The sequence below is a fragment of the Pseudomonas urmiensis genome (assembly GCF_014268815.2).
Lineage (GTDB): Bacteria > Pseudomonadota > Gammaproteobacteria > Pseudomonadales > Pseudomonadaceae > Aquipseudomonas > Aquipseudomonas urmiensis.
In genome coordinates, this window is sequence record NZ_JABWRE020000001.1 from 1933442 (window position 1) to 1954277 (window position 20836).

Genomic DNA, 20836 nt, shown 5'->3' on the forward strand with positions numbered 1-20836 from the left:
ACTTGCAATGACGACGAACGCTGTGAAGTCCCGATTCGAAGCAAAGCTTCTTCGTCCGGCAAAGCCCGGTGATGATCCGTCGTGGGCTTTTGCAGTCCTTCCAAGAGACGCGAGTGAACGGTTCCCGAGGCGTGGAAGGACGACAGCCGAAGGCACAATCAATGGGCACCCTTTCCGCGCAACCCTTGAGCCCGATGGTCAGCTGAGCCATTGGCTGAAGGTAGGTCGAGAGTTACTCGACGCCGCAGGTGTGGCCGTTGGAGATATCGTTACCCTCGAGTTAACCCCTGTGAAGAAGGAACCCGAGCCTGATATTCCGGCAGATTTTGAGCAAGCACTGGCAGCCTGGCCTGAGGCTCGCAAAGGTTGGAACAACACAACGACCATCGCGCGCGTAGACTGGATCCACTGGATTACTTCAGCGAAGCAACTCAAGACACGCGAAAAGCGAATGGGTGATGCCTGCGATATGCTTGCAACCGGCAAGAAGCAGGTTTGCTGTTTCGACCAGTCCGGCTATTACAGTAAAGCCTTCCGGGCGCCGGAGGCAGACAATTAACCCAGCTGATCTCCTGGCACGTCAACCACGTGGTCGTCACCCTCACACGCTGGGGATCAACTGCGAAGAGAATGAACACTCAAGCCACATCGTTGATACGTTGTGCCGATTCAGAGACTGTCCGGGTCGCCGAAGAACATCTGAATCCTCGAACGCAACCAACGCTCCGCCGGATCATTATCCTGCGCCCCGCGCCAGGCCATATGCAGCTCGAAACTGCGCACTTCAATCGGCAGATCCTCCGCCCGCAAACCGCCGCCAGCGGTGAGGGCTGCGGCGGTGTAGTCTGGCACCGTGGCGACGATATCGGTTCCCGCCAGCAGGCTGCCCAAGCCGTTGAACTGGGGCACCGCCAGCACGACATGGCGCTTGCGGCCGATCTCGTCCAGCGCTTCGTCGATAAAACCGGACAAATCGCCAGCAAACGACACCAGCGCATGCGGCCGGGCGCAGAAGTCGTCCAGGGTGATGCTGCCGGGCATGCTGTCGGCGCGCAGCAGTTTGGGCTTGCTGCGGCGCAGCACCTTGCGCTTGGCATTGGCAGGCAGGTCGCTGGTGTAGCTGACGCCCACCGAGATCTCGCCCGAGGCGAGCAGGGTGGGCATCAGCAGGTAGTTGACCCGGCGCACCACCAGGACGATGCCGGGCGCTTCGGCGCGGATGCGTTTGAGCAACTGCGGCAGCAGGGCGAATTCGGCGTCATCCGACAGGCCGATGCGAAACACCGAGGTGCTGGTGGCGGGATCGAACTCGGCGGCGCGGCTGACGGCGGTGGAGATCGAGTCCAGCGCGGGCGACAGCAGGGCGAAGATTTCATGGGCGCGGGCCGAGGGCTCCATGCTGCGCCCAGTCCGCACGAACAGCGGGTCGTCGAACAGGTTGCGCAGGCGCGACAAGGCGGCGCTGATCGCCGGCTGGCCGAGAAACAGCTTCTCGGCGGCGCGGGTCACGCTGCGCTCGTGCATCAGGGTTTCGAACACGATCAGCAGGTTGAGGTCTACGCGACGCAGGTCGTTACGGTTCATCGATGCGCTTAGCCTATTCGCCAAAGGTGGGGCAGGGGTGAATCTTAAGGCCAAAGGCTGTTACCCTGCACCGATTTCCGGGGGCCAATGTGCGAAATTGCCAGGGGCCCAATCAATGACAAGCATGTCGACTATTAACGGCCACTGATGGTCTAACGCTCAAAGCCCGGATAAAGTCCATGGTAATACGAGGTTCACACAGGCGAGGTATGCGATGTCCCGCATGATCCGATTCCATACGTTCGGCGCGGCCGATGTGCTCCGTTGCGAGGAGCAGGGCGAGCCGTCGCCCGCCGCCGGCGAGCTGCAGATCCGCGTCGAGGCGATCGGCGTCAGCTGGTACGACGTGCTCTGGCGACAGAACCTGGCACCGTCCAAGGCGCGCCTGCCGGCAGGCATCGGCCATGAAATGGCCGGTGTGGTGACGGCAGTCGGCGAAGGCGTCGACGATATTGCTGTCGGCGACCGGGTGGCCAGCTTCCCGGCCACCAGCGCCAATGATCACCCGGTCTATGGCGATGTCATCGTCTTGCCGCGCACGGCCATAACCCGTTACCCCGATAACCTGACGCCGATCGAGGCCAGCGTTCACTACACGCCGCTGCTGATCGCCTATTTCGCCTATGTCGACCTGGCCCGGGCCAAGGCCGGGCAGACTGCATTGGTGACCGATGCCAGCCACTGCGCAGGGCCGGCCTTCGTACAGCTGGGCAAGGCCTTGGGGCTGAAGGTATTTGCCGCCACCAAAGAGCCGGAGCAGCGTGATTACCTGCTGAGCCTGGGCGCTGACAAGGTCATCGTCACCGAAGAGCAGGACCTGCTCATGCAGATCGGTAAATACACCGATGGGCGTGGCGTCGATATGGTCCTGGACGGCCTCGGTGGCCCGCAGATGTCGCTGCTTGGCGATGTTCTGGCACCACGTGGCAGCCTGGTGCTGTATGGGCTGCAGGGCGGCAACCAGACGCCATTTCCGGCGTGCGCTGCGTTCCAGAAGAATATTCAGTTCTACGTGCACTGCATCGGCAATTTCACCGGTAAGCCTGAGCTGGGCATCAGCCAGGACCAGGTGGCGCTGCAACGGGCGCTGCGCGATATCAACCAGTTCACCGCCGACAAGCTGCTGACGCCGCAGATCATCAAGGTCTACCCGTTCGAGCAGGTGGTCGAGGCGCACCGTTACATGGACGAATGCCCATGCGGTGGTCGTGTGGTGCTGGACATGGGGCAAGCCTGAGCGCTGTCTATCTAGTTCAAACTAGGCCTTAACCCTCAAACGCCCGGTGCATCGCATCGGGCGTTTTGCTTTTATGGGGCTATGAGGCCGATCTGAGGTGTTGATTCACCCTTTGCCTTGGCAACCCTTAGCCGGACCTGGTGGCGATTCACAGGGCTGCTCAGCAGCCGCTTTACCCAAGGCATGTCCTGCACCCGCTGGACCTGCGTTCATTCAGCAGCTATCACTCTGCGTCAGGCAGCCTCTGCCTCCCAAGCCACACACCGTAATGACAACGTCGCTACAGCAGCGGGTGCGGCTGACGACCTGCGCTTTACACCCCATAAAAAAGCCCCACGGACCAAGGCCAGCGGGGCAAACGGTTGGGGGAGGAGCCAACCAAAGGAGTCGTTAAATCAGTATCAAGAATCAGCGCACACTGGCCACCGTCTCAGGCTGCCAGCCACCGCCCAAGGCCTTGTAGATCGCGACGATCCCGCGATACAGCTCGACCTCGCCCTGGGCCTGGGCATCCTCGGCACTGAGCCGTTCACGCTCGGCGTCCAGCAGTACCAGGTAATCCACCGTGCCTTCGCGGTAGCGCACTGAAGCGAGCTCTGCGGCTTTGCGGCTGGCATCGCTCTGGCGCATCAACGCCTGCAAGCGTTGCTGGGTCTTGCCGTAATCGCTGAAGGCATTGGACGATTCTTCCAGCGCCAGCAATACCTGCTGCTCATAGTTGGCCAGCGCGCCATCGGCATCGGCCTTGGCCCCGCGCAGGCGCGCACGCACGCTGCCTAGATCGAACGCTGCCCACGTGATGCTCGGGCCAAGCGCCCAGGCGTTGGCGGCGGACGAGCCGATCTGCGAGCCGCGGGCGGCGGTGAAGCCGAGAAAACCGCTGAGGCTGACCCGTGGGAACAGGTCGGCGGTGGCCACGCCGACATTGGCCGTGGCCGCTGCCAGCTGCCGTTCGGCGCTACGAATGTCTGGGCGACGACGCAGCAGCTCACCCGGATCACCCACCGGCAGGGCCTTGGCAATCGCCGGCAACTGCTTGGGCGACAGGTCCACGCTCAGCGCGTCGGGCCGCTGCCCAAGCAGGGTGGCGATACGGTTGCGGGCACGCACTTGCTCGGCCTGCAACTGCGGCACCGTGGCTTCGACGGCTGCCAACCGGGCATCGGCGCGGACCACGTCCAGCTCGTTGCCCACGCCAGCATCGCGCAGGGTCTCGGTGATGCTGCGTGAGTCCTGCTGGGTCTTGAGGTTGGCCAGGGCGATTTTCTCGCGCAGTTGCGCACCGCGCAGTTGCCCATAGGCATCGACCAGCTCGGCGATCAGGCTGACCTGCAGTTGTTGCAGGTCGGCTTCGGCTGCCGCTTCCTGGGCTTCGCTGGCTTCGATCTGGCGGGCAATGCGGCCGAACAGGTCAAGCTCCCAGGCCATGTCCAGGCCCAGGTCATAGCGTTCGCTATTGACCCGGCGCTCGGTCTGGCCAGGAATCTGGCCCTTGCCCAGCTCGCTGCTGGCGCGGCTGCTGACCACCGGCAAGTTGTCGTTCTCGGCATCTTCACGAATCGCCCGGGCGGCCTTGAGGCGGGCAAACGCCACGCGCAGGTCACGGTTGCCTTGCAGCGAGGCCTGCACCAACTGGTTCAGCGCCGGGTCGTCGAATTGCTTCCACCACACGCTTTCAAAGCGGCTGCGATCGAACGCCTTGGCCTGTACGTCAGTGTCCAGCCTTGCCGGTTCGGTGTTCGGCGCCTGGTAGTCCGGGCCCACTGCGCAGGCCGCCAAGGCCAACGCCAGCAGGCTCGGGGTCAGGGGTTTGAGCAGCTTCATGCATGGTTCTCCAGCGGCTTGGCGTGCGCAGCCTTGCGGGCCTGGCGACGCTCGACGAATCGGCGGATCAGGAAGAAGAACACCGGGGTCAGGAACAAGCCGAACAGCGTCACCCCAATCATCCCCGAGAACACCGCAACACCCATGGCATGGCGCATCTCGCTACCGGCACCGGAGGAGAACACCAGTGGCACCACACCCATGATGAAGGCAATCGAGGTCATCAGGATCGGACGCAGGCGCAGACGGCAGGCTTCCAATACCGCTGCCAGCGGATCCAGGCCTTCGGCCTGTTTATCCTTGGCGAACTCGACGATCAGGATGGCGTTCTTGCACGCCAGGCCCACCAGTACGATCAAGCCGATCTGGGTGAAGATGTTGTTGTCGCCCCCGGAGATGATCACCCCGGTAATCGCCGACAGCAGGGTCATCGGTACGATCAGGATCACCGCCAGCGGCAGGCTCCAGCTTTCGTACTGGGCCGCCAGTACCAGGAACGCCAGCAATACGCAGAGCGGGAATACCAGCAGTGCGGTGTTGCCGGACAGAATCTGCTGGTAGGTCAGGTCGGTCCATTCGAAGGTCATGCCGTTGGGCAGTTCCTCTTTGATCAGTTTCTCGATGGCCGCCTCGGCCTGGCCGGAGCTGTAGCCGGGGGCCGCAGCACCGTTGATTTCGGCGGTAATGAAGCCGTTGTAATGCATCACCCGATCAGGCCCGGAGGTGTCGCTGACCTTGAGGAAGGTTGCCAGCGGAATCATCTCGCCGAGGTTGTTGCGCACCTTCAACTGGCCGATTTGCTCGGCGTCGAGGCGGAACTGCTGCTCGGCCTGGACGTTGACCTGGTAAGTGCGGCCAAAACGGTTGAAGTCGTTGGTGTACAGCGAGCCCAGGTACACCTGCAGGGTGTCGAAGATGTCATTGATGGCCACGCCATGGGTCTTGGCCTTTTCCCGGTCGATGGCAGCATCGACCTGTGGCACGTTGACCTGATAGCTGGTGAACAGACCCGCCAGCTCCGGCACGTTGTGGCTCTTGGCAATGATGTTCTGGGTTTCTTTGTACAGCGCCTCATAGCCCAGGTTGCCGCGGTCCTCGATCTGCAGGCGGAAGCCGCCAATGGTGCCCAGGCCCTGTACCGGCGGCGGTGGGAAGATCGCGATGTAGGCATCCTGGATATCAGCGAACTTGGCGTTCAGCGCGGCAGCGATCGCCGCCGCCGACTGGCTTGGGTCCTTGCGCTCATCGAACGGCTTGAGCGGGGTGAACACGATGCCGCTGTTGGGGCTGTTGGTGAAACCGTTGATCGACAGGCCCGGGAAGGCCACCGAATCGGCCACACCTGGCTGCTCCAGGGCGATCTCGCTCATGCGCTTGATCACAGCTTCGGTGCGGTCCAGGCTGGCCGCATCCGGCAGCTGGGCGAACGCTACCAGGTACTGCTTGTCCTGGGCCGGGACGAAGCCGGTCGGTGTGGACGAGAAGCCGAGGTAGGTCAGGCCCATCAAGCCGGCGTAGACGAACAGGGCGATACCACTGGAACGGATGACCCGACCCACACCGCCGACATAGCGATTGCTGGCGCGGTCGAAGAAACGGTTGAACGGGGCGAACAGCCAGCCGCCGAACAGCCGCTCGAGCAGCCGCGAGAAGCGGTCCTTGGGTGCATGGTGCTCCTTGAGCAGCACCGCGGCCAGGGCCGGTGACAGGGTCAGCGAGTTGAACGCCGAGATAACCGTGGAGATGGCGATGGTCAGCGCGAACTGCTTGTAGAACTGCCCGGTAAGGCCGGAGATGAACGCCGCCGGGACGAACACGGCGCACAGCACCAGCGCCGTGGCGATGATCGGCCCGGTCACTTCGCCCATGGCTTTTTGCGTGGCTTCCAGCGGTTTCAGGCCAAGGCCGATGTTACGTTCAACGTTTTCCACGACGACGATGGCGTCGTCCACCACGATACCGATCGCCAATACCAAGCCAAACAAGGACAAGGCGTTGAGCGAGAAGCCGAACAGGTGCATCACGGCAAAGGTACCGATCAGCGACACCGGCACAGCCAGCAGTGGGATGATCGAAGCGCGCCAGGTTTGCAGGAACAGGATCACCACCAGCACGACCAGGATCAGCGCTTCGAACAGGGTGTGCACCACCGCTTCGATCGAGCCACGGACGAACACGGTCGGGTCATAGACGATGCTGTAGTCCATCCCTTCAGGGAAGTCCTTCTTCAGCTCGGCCATCTTCGCCCGCACCTCATCGGAGATCTCGATGGCGTTCGAGCCAGGGCGCTGGAAGATCGGCAGCGCCACCGCCGGCTGGTTGTTCAGCAGCGAGCGCAGGGCGTATTGGCTGGAGCCGAGCTCAACCCGGGCGATGTCCTTGAGGCGAGTGATTTCGCCATCGGCACCGGCGCGGATGATGATGTTCTCGAACTCTTCTTCATTGACCAGGCGGCCCTGGGTGTTGATCGACAGCTGAAAGCTGGTCGAACCTGGCGCGGGCGGCGCGCCGAGCTGGCCGGCAGCGACCTGGCGGTTCTGCTCGCGAATCGCCGCCACCACATCACTGGCGGTCAGGTTGCGCGAAGCGGTCTTGTTCGGGTCGAGCCAGACCCGCAGCGAGTAGTCGCCCATGCCGAACAGCTGCACGTCACCGACACCGCCCAGGCGCGCCAGCTCATCCTTGATGTTGAGGATGGCGTAGTTGGACAGGTAGAGCATGTCGTAGCGCTGGTCCGGCGAGGTCAGGTGCACGACCATGGTCAGGTCGGGCGAGGCCTTGTCGACGGTGATACCAATGCGCGTGACTTCTTCCGGCAGCTTGGGCTGGGTGCGGGTGACACGGTTTTGCACCTGCACCTGGGCGTTGTCCAGGTCAGTGCCCAGGGCGAAGGTGATGGTCAGGGTCAGCTTGCCGTCGGCGGTCGACTGGGAGGACATGTAGAGCATGTTCTCCACCCCGGTGATGGCCTGCTCCAACGGTGCGGCGACGGTTTCGCCGATCACCTTGGGGTTGGCGCCGGGGAAGTTGGCACGCACCACCACGGTGGGCGGGACCACTTCCGGGTATTCGCTGATCGGCAGCTGGAACAGCGCGATCGAGCCTGCAATCAGCAGGATCAGCGAGAGCACGGCGGCAAAGATCGGCCGTGTGATGAAGAATTTCGAGAAGTTCATCGGTGTCGTCCCTTAACCGCGCGGTGCCTGGGCACTGGCGACTTTCTCACTGGAGCCGGCCACGCGCGGCGCCGGGTTGCTGGCTTCGAGCGCCTGGCGCTGACGGGCCAGGGTGGCGAGGGTCTGCTCACTGGCCATGGCGATTTCTTCTGGGGTCACTGGCGAGCCTGGGCGTACCCGTTGCAGGCCCTTGACCACGATGCGGTCGTCCTTGCCCAGGCCGCTGCGCACGATGCGCAGGCCTTCAAGCTTCGGTCCCAGCTCCACCGCGCGGTAGGCGGCCTTGTTGTCCTTGTCCATGACCAGCACGAACTTCTTGCCAAGGTCGGTGCCGACCGCTTCGTCGTTGATCAGCACGGCGTCGTACTTGGCGCTGCCGACCAGCTTGAGACGGGCGTACAGCCCCGGGGTGAACTGGCCGTCGCGGTTGTCGAACACGGCGCGGCCACGGATGGTGCCGGTGCGTGGGTTGACCTGGTTGTCGACGAAGTTCATCTGGCCCAGGTGTGGGTTGCCAGCTTCGTTGGTCAGGCCCAGGTAGACCGGGGTGCTCTGGCCGCGCTGGCCTTCGCGCGCCAGCTGGGTGTACTTGAGGTACACGCGCTCGTCGGCGTCAAAGTAGGCGTACACCTTGTCGGTGGACACTACCGAGGTCAGCGGGGTGACGTCGGCAGTGACGATGTTGCCGGCAGTGAACTCGGCGCGGCTGACCCGGCCGCTGATCGGCGCGGTGACGCGGGTGAAGCTCAGGTTCAGGCGGGCCAGGTCCAGCTGGGCCTGGATCGCAGCGACACCGGCACGGGCTTCGGCAGCGGCGCTGGTGCGCGATTCGGCAAGCTCGGCGGAGATCGCGTTGCTGTCGCGCAGGCGCTCGCCACGACGCGCTTCGTTTTCGCTGCGCACGGCGGTGGCGCGGGCTTGTTGCAGCTGTGCTTCGAGTCGGCGGACTTCGGCCTGGAACGGACGCGGGTCGATCTGGAACAGCAGGTCGCCTTTTTTCACTTGGGCGCCTTCGGTGAAGCCCACCAGGTCGATCTGGCCCGACACCCGCGGACGCACCTCGACGGTTTCCGGGGCTTCCAGGCGCCCGGTGAACTCGTCCCACTCGTTGATCGGCTGCTCGATCACCTTGGCCACACTGACCTTGGGCGCGGCGGGGGCCTGCACGGCGTCGGGGGTTCGACCGCAAGCGCTGATCACCAGCACTGCCAGGGCAGCGAGGGGATAGCGCAGGGGTTTGAGTGATGGTTCCATGGAGAACTCCGCCAATTATTGGATAGTGGGCGGATTCTGCGGCTCGTGCGCGCAAGGAACGAATCGAACGCGGCGAAGGTTATTATCACGCAGAATGATATGTCGCGATATTTCATCGATGGCGGGCATGGTGCTTGGCCTTGCAGTTGACTGTAGGCGCTGGCTTGCCTGCGATGCGGCGCTACTACATTGCAGCAACACCGCGAAGCCGGGATCAGATCCCGCTTCATTTTGCTTTTCTTGTACAAGGTCCAATAGTGAAAGTTGATCCCCTTAACCCCAGCACGCAAACCATCATCGGCCTGGGCGTACTGCAGATCCTGGTCTGGGGCGGTTCGTTCTTCATCTTGGCGGTGATGGCCGAGCCGATCATGCGCGAGACCGGTTGGGCCAGCCAGTGGGTATACGGCGCGCTGTCGCTGAGCCTGATGGTCGCGGCCCTGCTGGCGCCGCTGTCCAGCCGACTGGTGGCGCGCTACGGCGGGCGCTCGCAGCTGGCTGGCAGCGGCGCGGTGGTCGCACTGGGGCTGCTGATCATGGCAGCCAGTCACAGCCTGGCGTTGTTTCTGCTGGCCTGGGCGGTGATCGGCGTGGGCATGGCGATGGGCTTGTATGAAGCGCTGTTTTCCACCCTCGGTGCGTTGTACGCCGAGGGCGCCGGGCGGGCGATCACCGGCATCACCCTGATTTCAGGCTTTGCCTCGACCTTGTCGTGGCCGGCCGTGGCCTTGCTCATCGAGCAGTTCGGTTGGCGTGTGGCCTGTGTGGCCTACGCGCTGGTCTTGCTGCTGGTGGTGGCGCCGCTGTACATGAAGGTGCTGCCCAAGGGCGGTCAGGGCGAACAGGCCAAGCTCGCCACAGCGAGCGAGGGCGCCGTGGTGGACCGGCGCCTGTACCTGTTGCTGACGGCGATCTTTGCCCTTGGCGCAATCATCATGACTGCAGTGGCCGTGCAATTGGTGGCGGTGTTGCAGGGCTTGGGGCACTCCCTGCCAGCGGCCATCGGCCTGGCGGCGATGCTGGGGCCGAGCCAGGTGGCGTCGCGGGTTCTGCAGATCCTTGCTGGCAAGCGTCATCCGATCTGGACCGCGCTGTTTTGCGTGTCGCTGGTTGCGTTGGGGCTGTTGCTGGTGGCCTTTGCGCCAGGCATGACCGCGCTGGGGCTGTTGATCTTCGGTTGTGGCAACGGCCTGCGGGCCATCGTTCGCGGGCTGTTGCCGCTGGCACTGATGCCACCTGCGCACTATGTGTTGCTGATGGGGCGTATGTCGCGGCCATCGTTGATAGGCCAGGCATTGACGCCGTTGCTGGGTGGCTATCTGTTCGAGCACTTTGGCGCGATGGGGGTGTTGGGCACGTTGTGTGGGTTGGCGTTGGTCAACGTACTGCTGGTGTTATGGGTGATGCGGTGGATGCAAAAACAGCAAAGGGGGCTGCATGGCAGCCCCGGTCACTCTACAGCCAGGCTTTGATCTGGCGGGCTACCGCTTCAGTCGATATCCCGTAGCGATCATGCAACGTCGGCAATGCCCCAGCATCGAGGAATGCATCGGGCAGGGCGATCTGGCGGAAGGTCGGTGTCACGCCGTTGCGCAGCAGCAGCCCGGCCACCGCTTCACCCAGCCCACCGACAATCGAGTGATTCTCTGCCGTGACTACCAAGCGCCCTGGCTTGCGCGCTTCGGCCAGAATCGTCGCCTCATCCAGCGGCTTGATGGTCGGTACATGCAACACCGCCACGTCCACCCCGTCGGCCTGCAACTGCTCGGCTGCTTCCAGCGCGCGCATGGTCATCAAGCCACTGGCGATCACCAGCACTTCGCGGCCACCACGCAGCACCTGCGCCTTGCCCAGCGCGAAGCGGTAGTCGTAGCGGTCCAGCACCAACGGCACGTTGCCGCGCAACAGGCGCATGTACACCGGGCCTTGGTGGGCAGCGATGGCTGGCACCGCTTGTTCGATCTCCAAGGCATCGCAGGGGTCGACGATCATCAGGTTGGGCATTGCCCGCATGATCGCCAGGTCGTCGGTGGCCTGGTGGCTGGGGCCGTAGCCGGTGGTCAGGCCGGGCAGGCCGCAGACGATCTTGACGTTGAGATTTTCCTCGGCAATGGCCATGCAGATGAAGTCGTAAGCACGCCGCGAGGCAAACACCGCGTAGGTGGTGGCGAACGGCGTCAGGCCCTCACGGGCCATGCCGGCGGCGGCGCTCATCAACAGTTGCTCGGCCATGCCCATCTGGTAGAAGCGCTGCGGGTGGGCTTTGGCGAAGATGTGCAGGTCGGTGTACTTGGACAAGTCGGCGCTCAAGCCGACAATGTCCGCGCGTTGCTCGGCCAATGCGGCCAGGGCGTGGCCGAACGGCGCGGGCCGGGTTGGTTGGCCTTCGCTGGCGATCGAGGCGATCATCGCCGAGGTGGTCAGGCGTTTCTTGGCGGTGGTTGGCAAGTTCATAGGTGGCTCCCGGCGTCCAGTGCGTGTAGGGCAAGGTCCCATTCGTGTTCATCGACGCGAATGAAGTGGGTCTTGTCGCGGTTTTCCAGAAACGGCACGCCTTTGCCCATGCGCGTGTCGCAGATGATCACCCGCGGTTGCCTGGCCGGGTGGCTGCGAGCCTGATCGAACGCCTCGACCAAGGCCGCCAGGTGATTGCCATCGACCCGCTGCACATGCCAGCCAAACGCCTGCCAGCGCTCGACGATCGGCTCGAACGCCAGCACTTCGCTGGAGTGGCCATCGGCTTGCTGGTTGTTGACGTCGACAATCGCGATCAGGTTATCCAATTGCCAGTGGCTGGCGGACATCACCGCTTCCCAGGTCGAACCCTCGTTGAGCTCACCATCGGAAAGCAGGTTGTACACCCAGCTGGCCGAGCCCTTGCGCTTGAGTCCAAGGCAGGCGCCGACGGCGATCCCCAGGCCGTGGCCGAGCGAGCCTCCGGTGATCTCCATGCCGGGGGTGTAGGCGGCCATGCCAGACATCGGCAGGCGGCTGTTGTCGCTGCCGTAGGTTTCAAGCTCCTCTTCAGGGATGACCCCGGCTTCGATCAGCGCCGCATACAGGGCAATGGCGTAATGGCCGATGGACAGGTAGAAGCGGTCGCGTTGCTCCCATTCGGGGTTGGCCGGGTCCAGGCGCAGGGCATGGAAGTAGGCCACCGCCAGCAGGTCGGCGGCGCCCAGGGCCTGGCCAATATAACCCTGGCCCTGGACTTGACCCATGCGCAGGGCATGGCGACGGATATTGTGGGCGCGCACAGCCAGGGGCAGTGCGCCTTGTGGGGTAGGCACAGCAGTCATGGGTGACTCCTTGTTGGTTAACGGTTGACCAGGTTGGCCGGGACGCGCAAGACCAGCAGCGCGCCGAACACCAGTACGGCGGTGATCAGGTACATGCCAATGGCGTTGCTGCCAAGGCTGGTGGTGACCCAGCCGATCAGGTAGGGCGAGCAGAAGCCGGCGAGGTTGGCGAAGCTGTTGACCGCGGCGATTCCCGCTGCTGCAGACACACCGCCGAGCAGGGTGGTAGGCAGCATCCAGAACAGCGACGATGCCGAGAGGATGCCCGCCGCCGCCAGGCACAGGCTGAGGATCGAGCCGCTCAGATGGTTGCTCAGCAGCGCCGCCAAGCTCAGGCCCAGGGCGCCGGCGAGCATCGGGATCACCAGGTGCCAGCGCCGCTCGCGGTGGCGGTCGCCGCTACGCCCGGCCAGCAGCATCGCGCCGATGGCGCAGATGTACGGCAGGCTGGTCAGCAACCCGATGTGCAGGGGCTCGGCGACACCGGCATTGCGCACCAGGGTCGGCAGCCAGAAGGTGATCGCGTACTGGCCCATGACCACGCAGAAGTAAATGCCCGCCAGTAGCCACAGGCGCCGATCACGGATGAAGTCGCCCACCGAACTGTGCTGGACCTTGTGTTGCTCATCCTCGGCCAGCTCCTTGCGCACCAGCGCCTTCTCTTCGTCGTTGAGCCAATGGGCCTGGTCGACGCCGTCCTTGAGGTAGCTCAGGACCAGGATGCCGACCAGCACCGTGGGAATGGCCTCGAGCAGGAACATCCACTGCCAGCCGGCCCAGCCGTGCACGCCGGCAAAGCGCTCCATGATCCAGCCCGACAATGGCCCGCCGATCATCCCCGACAGGGGAATGGCAATGAACCACAGGGCGGTCATCTTGGCCCGCCGATAAGACGGGAACCAGTAGGTCAGGTACAGCAGCAAGCCCGGTGCCAGACCGGCCTCGGCGATACCCAGGAGAAAGCGCAGGGTATAGAACTGCCAGGCCGTCTCGACCAGGGCGAACATCGCCGAGATGATCCCCCAGGTGATCATGATGCGGGCGATCCAGCGCCGTGCGCCGACCTTGTGCAGGATGATGTTGCTCGGCACCTCGCAGAGAAAGTAGCCGATGAAGAACATGCCGGCGCCAAGGCCATAGACCGCTTCGGACAGGGCCAGGTCGTCCATCATCTGCAGCTTGGCGAAGCCGACGTTGACCCGGTCGAGGTAGGCGCACAGGTAGCAGAGCATGAGAAACGGCATCAGTCGCCACGCGGTCTTGCGGTAGGCATTGCTGCGCGCGGCGCTGGCCGCGTCGAGGGCTAGGGTGGTCATGTCGATCTGATCTCTTGTTGTTATCGATTGCCCCGCCGTGGCGGGGCTCAGATGCAGAACACAATGGGCAGGACCTCAGTGGATGAGCATGCCTCCATTGACGTCCAAGGTGATACCGGTCAGATAGCTGGACAGGTCGCTGGCCAAGAACAGCGCGGCATTGGCGACATCGCCTGGCTGGCCCAGACGCCCCAGGGGGATGCCGTCGATGATCGCGTGACGGCGCTCGTCGTGCATCAGGCCTCCGGTGATATCGGTCTGGATCAGGCCGGGGGTAATCGAATTGACGCGCACGTTATCCGGGCCCAGCTCACGCGCCATGGCCTTGCCCAGGCCGAGCACGCCGGCCTTGGCCGCGCTGTAGTGAGGTCCGCCAAAGATGCCGCCGCCACGCTGGGCAGAAACCGACGACATGCAAATGATGCTGCCCGCACGTTGGGCACGCATGCTGGGGATCACCGCCTGCGACATCAGCAGGGTGCCGCGCAGGTTGACGTCGAGGATTCGCTCGTAATCCTTGCCAGTGATTTCCAAGGTCTTCACCGGCTGGGTGATACCGGCATTGTTGACCAGCACGTCGATCCGCCCGTACCGGGCCAGGACCTGGGCCACGGCATCACGCACCTGGGCCTCGTCGGCGACGTTGGCGGCCAGGCCCAGGTGGCTGTCGCCGAGCTCGGCGGCAGCGGCAATGGCGGCATCCAGGTCAAGGTCGAGGATGGCGACCTTGGCCCCGTGGGCGGCGAAGGCCTGGGCGGTGGCGCGGCCTATCCCGCGGGCAGAGGCGGCGCCGGTGACGATTGCGATCTTGCCTTCAAGTAGCATGAGCAGTGCTCCAGATGATTGTTGTTGTGAGCATTCGGTCCAGGCAGAACCGATGGGCACAGCTTGGTCTGCAAGCGGGGGATGGGCAACGCAGTGGCTTTCAGCCTATGCTGAAAAAAATTCAGCACTGCGCAGGACCGCAGCGGTTCTTCCACTGCTGGCCTCATCGCGGGACAAGCAGGACGCCATGAACTACGACCCAGGCAAAAAGCCCCTCCAACTGCCACCCCTCAAAGCCATCCAGGCCTTCGAGCAGGCCGCTCGTTTCGGCAATGTTGCCCGCGCTGCTGAGCAGCTCAACCTGACGCCCTCGGCGGTCAGCCACCAGATCGCCAATCTCGAAGCCTTGATCGGCCGCCCGCTGTTCCTGCGTAGCGCCAAGGGCGTCAGCTTGACCCCAGCTGGCGAGCAGTACTTGCGCGAGGTATCCGGCATCCTGCAAAGCCTGGCCTCGGCCACCGAACGGGCTGGCAGTGATGTCAGCTTCGATTGCCTGCGCCTGCACTCGGCGCCAAGTTTCGGTTTGCTGTGGTTGTTGCCGCGCCTGGAGCGATTTCGCAGCAGTCACCCGGATATTCAGATCAACCTGTCATGCTCCTATGAAGCGCTGCACTTTGGCCGCCATCAGATCGACGTCGATATCCGCCACGGATACCCGCACTGGCCGAGCCTTGAGGTGCGCACCATCCGCCATGAACAAGCAACCGTCCTGGCTGCACCGGCGTTGCTGGCGCGCAGCCCGATCGAGCGCCCGGCAGATCTGCTGGGGCACAACCTGATTCTCTCCGAAGCGGCATTGGTGCAATGGCCACAGTGGTTTGCCCAGCAGGGCCTGTCGTTGCCGCAGACGCCGTACGCCTTGAGTTTCGACCGCTCTTACATGAGCCTGGAGGCGGCCAGCCACGGTTATGGTTTGGCCTTGGAAAGCTCATTGTTGTCAGAGGATTACGTGGCCCAAGGGCGTCTGCTGCCGGTGTTCGACCAGGCCCTGGCAAGCCCCGTCAGTGCCCATCACCTGGTGTTTCCGCGCGGCAATGCCGAACTGCCCCGGGTGCGGCGGTTCCTGGAGTGGATGCAGGGGCAGTTGGGGCATGATTTCAGTTATTGACGCCTTATCGCGAGCTGCGTGGGAGCGGGCTTGCCCCGCGATGAGCCCGGCCCAAGCCCCACAAAACTATCGTCAGGTCATAGGTAAATCCTTTCCCACCCGCACGCCCGCTGAGCAAGCGCTAAGGTAAGGTGACAGGAATGATTCGAGCGCGCCGTCCACGGCGCCAGAGAGGTGCCTGTGGCTTCCTATACCTTGCGACAACTCAAGTATTTCGTCACCACGGTGGAGGCGGGCAGCGTGGCCGAGGCCTCACGCCAGCTGTACATCGCCCAGCCGTCGATATCCACGGCCATCAAGAGCCTGGAAGAAAGCTTCGGCGTGCAGTTGTTCATCCGCCACCATGCCCAGGGCGTCTCACTGACCCCCAGCGGCAAACGCTTCTACGCCAAGACCAAGTCACTGCTGCAGATGGCCCATGAGTTCGAGCAGAATGCCCTGGCCGACAACGACACCGTGGCCGGGCAGATCGACATCGGATGCTTTGAAACAGTGGCGCCGCTGTACCTGCCGCGGCTGATCGCAGGTTTTCGCCAGCGTTACCCGGGCGTGGATATCCGCCTGCGCGATGGTGAGCAGCAGGACCTGATCCAGGGTTTGACCGCTGGCACCTTCGATTTGGCGTTTCTCTACGATCACGATCTGGACGGCACCATCGAAGCCGAACCCTTGATGCCGCCGCAGAAACCTTATGTGCTGTTGCCGGAAAAACACCGCTTTGCCGGGCAAGCCCAGGTGTCGCTGCGTGACCTGTGCCCAGAGCCGATGATCCTGCTGGATGTGGCGCCGAGCCGGACCTACTTCGTCAGTCTGTTCAACGAGCTGGGGCTGACGCCGAACATCGTCTTCAGTTCGCCGTCGATCGAGATGGTGCGGGGGATGGTGGGGCAGGGCTTTGGTTTTTCCCTGCTGGTGACCCGGCCGCATTCCCAGTGCACCTATGACGGCCAGCGGCTGGTGACCGTGGATATCGCCGAGCCGGTGACCCTGTCGGGGTTGGCGGCGGCGCGGTTGAAGCGGGTGCAGTGGACCAAGCCTGCGCAGTTGTTCGTCGAGTTTTGCCGCGAAGAGTTGGCCAAGATGTGAACACCATCGCGGGGCAAGCCCGCTCCCACATCTGCGCACAATCAGCTGTGGCACGTGGGAGCGGGCTTGCCCCGCGATAGCGATCTCGCCTCATCCCACTTCAGAGATGATTGTATGCACACGTGGGAGCGGGCTTGCCCCGCGATAGCACTCTCAGCTCATCACACTTGATCCGGTACCACCGCAATCACGTCAATCTCCATCAACCACTCCGCCTGAGCCAACCCCGCCACCACCAGCCCGGTAGAAATCGGGAATACCCCTTTGAGCCACTTGCCAACTTCCTGATAAACCGGCTCGCGAAAACGCGGATCGGTGATGTAGGTAGTGGTCTTGACGATATGCGACATGTCCGAGCCAGCTTCCTCAAGCAGCTGCTTGACGTTCTTCATCGCCTGCTCTGCCTGAGCACGCGGATCGCCCAAACCCACTAGACGCCCTTCGAAGTCGGTCCCCACCTGGCCGCGGACATACACCGTGTTGCCGGCGCGCACCGCCTGGCAAAGGTCGTTATCCAGCGACTGATTAGGGTAGGTGGCCTTGGTGTTGAACATGCGAACGCGAGTATGAGTAGGCATCAGTGGGCTCCGAGGGTGCTGAGGGTAGTGACCGAGGCTTGGCCTTGCTCATCGGCATCGCGTTGTTCGCGATCGCGGTAAGCCAGGTAGGTGCGTTGGGTGGCGATATGGCCGGCGACGTGCTTGGCGTCGTGCCACACGCCCCAGATGAACGACGAGCCACGCCGCGACAACCACGGCAGGCCGAGGAAGTACACGCCAGGCTCTTTCGAGACGCCGCGTTGGTGTAGCGGCTTGCCGTGGCTGTCGAAGGTGTCGACCTGCAGCCAGCTGAAGTCAACCCCGTAACCGGTTGCCCAGATGATGCTGGTGACGCCAGCCTGGGCCAGGTCGAGTTCGAGAATCGGTGCACTGATGCACTGCGGGTCGGCCAGGCGTTGGCGCGCTTGGGGTTCTTCCGGTAGGTCCAGGCCATTGCGCTCGACATAGGCATCGGCGGCATCGAGCAGGGCCAGGTAGTTGTCGTCGCCGCGCTGGATGTTCTCGGCCAGGTTGTCCTGAAAGCGCGCCACACCGTTGGCGAACGACTGGGTCAGGCCGACCAGGGTCATGCCTTGGTGGGCGAGGGCGCGAAAGTCCACGGTGAGGCCGCCACGTGCGCCGCTGACGGCGATGGTCACGTGCTCGCGGCCGGGCTTGGGGATTTCCGCATCCCATTCGCCGAGCACGCCCAGCCACCAGCAGAAGTCGCGGTTGCGATAGCTGCGCGGCGGGCGGTCATGGGCGCCTACCGACAGGTATACCTGACGGCCTGCGCGCATCAGCTCCTCAGCGATCTGCACCCCAGAGGAACCCGCGCCCACCACCAGCACCGCGCCTTCAGGCAACTGCTCGGGGTTGAAGTAGGCGGCCGAGTGGATCTGGTGCAGACGCTCGTCCTGCGGCGCGATGGCTGGGATGACCGGGCGCTGGAACGGACCGGTGGCGGCGACCACGCGGTTGGCGAGAATGGTGCCGTGGTTGGTCTCGATGGTGAAACCAGGACGGTCGGCGTTGCGCACCACCTTTTTCACTTCGACCCCGGTGCGTACCGGCAGGTTGTACTTGCGCACATAGCGCTCGAAGTAGTCGGCGACCTGCTCCTTGCCGGCGAAGGCGTCGGCATCGAGGTCGAATTCCAGCCCTGGGAAGCGGTCGTGCCAGACCGGGCCGTTGGCCACCAGCGAATCCCAGCGGCCGCTGCGCCAGGCCTCGGCGATGCGGTTGCGCTCCAGCACCAGGTGCGGCACGCCGAGCTTGCTCAGGTGTTCACTCATGGCAACCCCGGCCTGGCCGGCGCCGACCACGAGGGTATCGATTTCAATAGTGTTCAAGTTCATCTCTGAGCCCTTCTTGGAAGGCGGTTTTAATCAGGTCGGTGGGTGAACCGCCTTTGCCTGGAGCCAGACTAGGGATGTGCCTTGGATCGCGAAAATATTATTTAGCTAGTGCTTGCCTATAGTTTGGCGAAGGCCTTGATGAATAAGGGCTGCAGCGCTGTTTTGGGGTTATGTGAATAGGGTTTGAGGCGCGCGTTTACAGACTTAGTTTTTTCCTTTTCAAGGCCAAGGAAAAAGGTCGTTTCGTGGCTCTTGGGCTTCTGTTCAGAATGCGTACAACATCGAGCGGAAGTTGCCTTGCGCTGGATTAGCCAATACACGACAGGAGCTGCACCATGACCTTTTCCATCATTGGCCGCTGCCAGGAAACCGGCCAAGTCGGCATTGCCATCAGTTCTTCGAGCATTGCCGTGGGTGCCCGTTGCCCGTGGGTGCGCGCAGGCGTTGGTGCGGTGGCGACTCAGAACATCACCTTGCCGGCGCTTGGTCCGCAGATTCTCGACGCCCTGGAGCAGGGTGACCCTGCGGCAGCGGCACTGGACCGGGTGCTCAGTACCAACGGCTGGAGCGAGTACCGCCAGGTGACGGTGATCGACAGCCACGGCCAGGTTGCGCTGTTTACCGGCAAACAGGCCTTGGGTGTGCACAACGCAGTAGCGGGTGAGCAATGCGCCGCAGCCGGCAACCTGTTGTCGTCGATCCAGGTGATCGAGGCGATGGTCGCCGCCTTCGAACAGGCCAGCGGGCATCTGGCTGATCGCCTGCTGGCAGCGATGCATGCGGCAGTGGCCGCAGGGGGCGAGGCCGGGCCGATTCATTCGGCGGCGCTGAAGATTGCCGGTGAGCTGACCTGGCCGCTGGTGGACCTGCGGGTCGACTGGGCGGATCAAGACCCGATCGCTCAGCTCGATGGCCTTTGGCAAGCCTACCGCCCACAGATGCAGGACTACGTGACCCGCGCGCTGAACCCGACCAGCGCACCGAGCTACGGAGTACCGGGTGATGAATGAGCCAAGCAGCCGCGACCTGCTGGCGCGGCTGATCGGATTTGCCACGGTCAGTCGTGATTCGAACCTTGAGTTGATCGGTTTTATCCGCGACTACCTCGCCGGCCTGGGGGTGGACAGCGAGCTGTTTCACAACAGTGAAGGCACCAAGGCCAATCTGTTCGCGACCATTGGCCCCTTGGATAAGGGCGGCGTGGTGCTCTCCGGGCATACCGACGTGGTGCCCGTGGATGGCCAGGCCTGGACGGTCGAGCCGTTTTGCCTGAGCGAACGTGACGGGCGCCTGTACGGTCGCGGCGCGGCCGACATGAAAGGGTTCATTGCCTCGGTCCTGGCCGCAGTGCCAGCGTTTCTCGCCCAGCCGTTGCAAACCCCCGTGCACCTGGCCTTCTCCTATGACGAAGAAGTCGGTTGCCTGGGCGTGCGTTCGATGCTCGCAGCACTCCAGCAGCGGGCGCACAAACCACGCTTGTGCCTGATTGGCGAGCCCACCGAGCTCAAGCCGGTGCTCGGCCACAAGGGCAAGTTGGCCATGCGCTGCCAGGTGCAGGGCGCGGCCTGTCATTCGGCTTATGCGCCGTATGGAGTCAATGCGATCGAGTATGCCGCACGCTTGATCGGCAAGCTGGGCGAGATTGGCGAGGTTCTGGCGCAAGACCAGGACGCGCGCTTCGATCCGCCGTTCTCCACGGTGCAGACTGGCCTGATCAAGGGCGGCAGGGCGCTGAACATCGTGCCTGAAGAGTGCGAGTTCGACTTCGAGGTGCGCGCCTTGCCGGGCTTCGAGGCGCAGGCTGTGGCCGACCAGTTGCAGCGCTATGCCCAAGCGCAGCTGCTACCGCGCATGCGTGCGGTCAATCCGGCTAGCGACATTCGCCTGCAACCGTTGAGCGGCTATCCGGGCTTGGCCACGCCTGCTCAGAGCGAGGCGGCGCAGTGGGTTGCGCTGCTCAGTGGCTCGACTGAGTTCGGCACCGTGGCCTTCGGGACTGAAGGTGGGCTGTTCGATCAGGCCGGCATCCCCACTGTGGTGTGCGGGCCGGGCAGCATGGAGCAGGGGCACAAGCCCGACGAGTTTGTCAGTGTCGAGCAGTTGGCGGGGTGCGATGGGATGTTGCGGCGCCTGGTGGACTACCTCCAGGCGCATTGATGGGGTGGCCTCATCGCAGTACACGCCCGCTCCTGCAAGACACGTGCAGGAGCGGGCTTGTCCCGCGATGCGG

Annotated in this window: 17 protein-coding genes; 7 read left to right on the forward strand and 10 right to left on the reverse strand. The window is 63.5% G+C overall.

Annotation, left to right across the window (positions count from 1 at the left end; genetic code table 11):
* Nucleotides 1-7 precede the first annotated feature (7 nt).
* Entirely contained in the window at nucleotides 8-559 is a 552-nt protein-coding gene (locus HU737_RS08590) for a YdeI/OmpD-associated family protein (RefSeq protein ID WP_186553311.1), read from the forward strand.
* Between the two features lie 110 nt (nucleotides 560-669).
* On the opposite strand, the gene HU737_RS08595 is transcribed toward HU737_RS08590, so the two are convergent.
* Nucleotides 670-1584, reverse strand: a complete 915-nt coding sequence (locus tag HU737_RS08595) for a LysR family transcriptional regulator (RefSeq protein WP_225915595.1) — start codon at nucleotides 1582-1584, stop codon at nucleotides 670-672.
* Nucleotides 1585-1798: 214 nt separating this feature from the next.
* Between HU737_RS08595 and HU737_RS08600 the strand changes: the two genes are divergently transcribed.
* Nucleotides 1799-2821, forward strand: coding sequence for a zinc-dependent alcohol dehydrogenase family protein (locus tag HU737_RS08600; RefSeq protein ID WP_186553310.1), 1023 nt, complete (start codon nucleotides 1799-1801; stop codon nucleotides 2819-2821).
* A 408-nt stretch (nucleotides 2822-3229) separates the two neighbouring features.
* On the opposite strand, the gene HU737_RS08605 is transcribed toward HU737_RS08600, so the two are convergent.
* From HU737_RS08605 to mexE, 3 genes are read right to left on the reverse strand one after another with little or no spacing between them, the layout of a single operon-like run.
* The gene (locus HU737_RS08605; protein WP_186553309.1) at nucleotides 3230-4645 is read right to left on the reverse strand and encodes an efflux transporter outer membrane subunit; all 1416 of its coding nucleotides are present in this window, start codon (nucleotides 4643-4645) and stop codon (nucleotides 3230-3232) included.
* Nucleotides 4642-7821, reverse strand: coding sequence for an efflux RND transporter permease subunit (locus HU737_RS08610; protein ID WP_186553308.1), 3180 nt, complete (start codon nucleotides 7819-7821; stop codon nucleotides 4642-4644). The genes HU737_RS08605 and HU737_RS08610 overlap by 4 nt, the downstream gene beginning before the upstream one ends.
* 12 nt (nucleotides 7822-7833) lie before the next feature.
* Nucleotides 7834-9075 carry a multidrug efflux RND transporter periplasmic adaptor subunit MexE gene (gene mexE / locus HU737_RS08615; protein WP_186553307.1) on the reverse strand — a complete coding sequence of 414 codons (1242 nt, stop codon included), beginning with the start codon at nucleotides 9073-9075 and terminating at the stop codon, nucleotides 7834-7836.
* A gap of 257 nt (nucleotides 9076-9332) precedes the next feature.
* Between mexE and HU737_RS08620 the strand changes: the two genes are divergently transcribed.
* Nucleotides 9333-10547 (forward strand): MFS transporter, encoded by a 1215-nt coding sequence (locus HU737_RS08620; protein WP_367616013.1) that lies wholly within the window; start codon nucleotides 9333-9335, stop codon nucleotides 10545-10547.
* Here the strand turns inward: HU737_RS08620 and HU737_RS08625 are convergent.
* The 4 genes from HU737_RS08625 to HU737_RS08640 all read right to left on the reverse strand — a co-directional run bounded on the left by HU737_RS08625 (nucleotide 10531) and on the right by HU737_RS08640 (nucleotide 14515).
* Nucleotides 10531-11529 (reverse strand): transketolase family protein, encoded by a 999-nt coding sequence (locus tag HU737_RS08625; protein ID WP_186553306.1) that lies wholly within the window; start codon nucleotides 11527-11529, stop codon nucleotides 10531-10533. The genes HU737_RS08620 and HU737_RS08625 overlap by 17 nt on opposite strands.
* Nucleotides 11526-12374, reverse strand: a complete 849-nt coding sequence (locus HU737_RS08630; protein ID WP_186553305.1) for a transketolase — start codon at nucleotides 12372-12374, stop codon at nucleotides 11526-11528. Before HU737_RS08630 ends, HU737_RS08625 begins: the two co-directional genes overlap by 4 nt.
* 17 nt (nucleotides 12375-12391) lie before the next feature.
* A complete protein-coding gene (locus HU737_RS08635; RefSeq protein ID WP_186553304.1) occupies nucleotides 12392-13690 on the reverse strand; it encodes an MFS transporter in 1299 nt (432 codons plus the stop codon).
* Nucleotides 13691-13765: 75 nt separating this feature from the next.
* Nucleotides 13766-14515, reverse strand: a complete 750-nt coding sequence (locus tag HU737_RS08640; protein ID WP_186553303.1) for an SDR family NAD(P)-dependent oxidoreductase — start codon at nucleotides 14513-14515, stop codon at nucleotides 13766-13768.
* 187 nt (nucleotides 14516-14702) lie between these two features.
* Between HU737_RS08640 and HU737_RS08645 the strand changes: the two genes are divergently transcribed.
* Both HU737_RS08645 and HU737_RS08650 read left to right on the forward strand, forming a co-directional pair.
* Nucleotides 14703-15623, forward strand: coding sequence for a LysR substrate-binding domain-containing protein (locus HU737_RS08645; protein WP_186553302.1), 921 nt, complete (start codon nucleotides 14703-14705; stop codon nucleotides 15621-15623).
* 180 nt (nucleotides 15624-15803) lie between these two features.
* The gene (locus HU737_RS08650; RefSeq protein ID WP_186553301.1) at nucleotides 15804-16709 is read left to right on the forward strand and encodes a LysR family transcriptional regulator; all 906 of its coding nucleotides are present in this window, start codon (nucleotides 15804-15806) and stop codon (nucleotides 16707-16709) included.
* A 161-nt stretch (nucleotides 16710-16870) separates the two neighbouring features.
* On the opposite strand, the gene HU737_RS08655 is transcribed toward HU737_RS08650, so the two are convergent.
* The gene (locus HU737_RS08655; RefSeq protein ID WP_186553300.1) at nucleotides 16871-17287 is read right to left on the reverse strand and encodes a RidA family protein; all 417 of its coding nucleotides are present in this window, start codon (nucleotides 17285-17287) and stop codon (nucleotides 16871-16873) included.
* Nucleotides 17287-18606 (reverse strand): flavin-containing monooxygenase, encoded by a 1320-nt coding sequence (locus tag HU737_RS08660; protein WP_186553299.1) that lies wholly within the window; start codon nucleotides 18604-18606, stop codon nucleotides 17287-17289. Before HU737_RS08660 ends, HU737_RS08655 begins: the two co-directional genes overlap by 1 nt.
* Before the next feature lie 335 nt (nucleotides 18607-18941).
* Here HU737_RS08660 and HU737_RS08665 point away from each other — a divergent pair, with 335 nt between their 5' ends.
* Both HU737_RS08665 and argE read left to right on the forward strand, forming a co-directional pair.
* Nucleotides 18942-19616, forward strand: coding sequence for a DUF1028 domain-containing protein (locus tag HU737_RS08665; protein WP_186553298.1), 675 nt, complete (start codon nucleotides 18942-18944; stop codon nucleotides 19614-19616).
* Entirely contained in the window at nucleotides 19609-20763 is a 1155-nt protein-coding gene (gene argE / locus HU737_RS08670; RefSeq protein WP_186553297.1) for an acetylornithine deacetylase, read from the forward strand. Before HU737_RS08665 ends, argE begins: the two co-directional genes overlap by 8 nt.
* Nucleotides 20764-20836 lie beyond the last annotated feature (73 nt).

Coding starts and splice junctions, on each gene's coding strand:
- HU737_RS08635 (WP_186553304.1), bottom strand. CDS start 13,690: ATGACCACCCTAGCCCTCGACGCGGCCAGCGCCGCGCGCAGCAATGCC.
- HU737_RS08655 (WP_186553300.1), bottom strand. CDS start 17,287: ATGCCTACTCATACTCGCGTTCGCATGTTCAACACCAAGGCCACCTAC.
- HU737_RS08625 (WP_186553306.1), bottom strand. CDS start 11,529: ATGAACTTGCCAACCACCGCCAAGAAACGCCTGACCACCTCGGCGATG.
- HU737_RS08590 (WP_186553311.1), top strand. CDS start 8: ATGACGACGAACGCTGTGAAGTCCCGATTCGAAGCAAAGCTTCTTCGT.
- HU737_RS08665 (WP_186553298.1), top strand. CDS start 18,942: ATGACCTTTTCCATCATTGGCCGCTGCCAGGAAACCGGCCAAGTCGGC.
- HU737_RS08645 (WP_186553302.1), top strand. CDS start 14,703: ATGAACTACGACCCAGGCAAAAAGCCCCTCCAACTGCCACCCCTCAAA.
- HU737_RS08595 (WP_225915595.1), bottom strand. CDS start 1,584: ATGAACCGTAACGACCTGCGTCGCGTAGACCTCAACCTGCTGATCGTG.
- argE (WP_186553297.1), top strand. CDS start 19,609: ATGAATGAGCCAAGCAGCCGCGACCTGCTGGCGCGGCTGATCGGATTT.
- HU737_RS08600 (WP_186553310.1), top strand. CDS start 1,799: ATGTCCCGCATGATCCGATTCCATACGTTCGGCGCGGCCGATGTGCTC.
- HU737_RS08640 (WP_186553303.1), bottom strand. CDS start 14,515: ATGCTACTTGAAGGCAAGATCGCAATCGTCACCGGCGCCGCCTCTGCC.
- mexE (WP_186553307.1), bottom strand. CDS start 9,075: ATGGAACCATCACTCAAACCCCTGCGCTATCCCCTCGCTGCCCTGGCA.
- HU737_RS08660 (WP_186553299.1), bottom strand. CDS start 18,606: ATGAACTTGAACACTATTGAAATCGATACCCTCGTGGTCGGCGCCGGC.
- HU737_RS08630 (WP_186553305.1), bottom strand. CDS start 12,374: ATGACTGCTGTGCCTACCCCACAAGGCGCACTGCCCCTGGCTGTGCGC.
- HU737_RS08610 (WP_186553308.1), bottom strand. CDS start 7,821: ATGAACTTCTCGAAATTCTTCATCACACGGCCGATCTTTGCCGCCGTG.
- HU737_RS08605 (WP_186553309.1), bottom strand. CDS start 4,645: ATGAAGCTGCTCAAACCCCTGACCCCGAGCCTGCTGGCGTTGGCCTTG.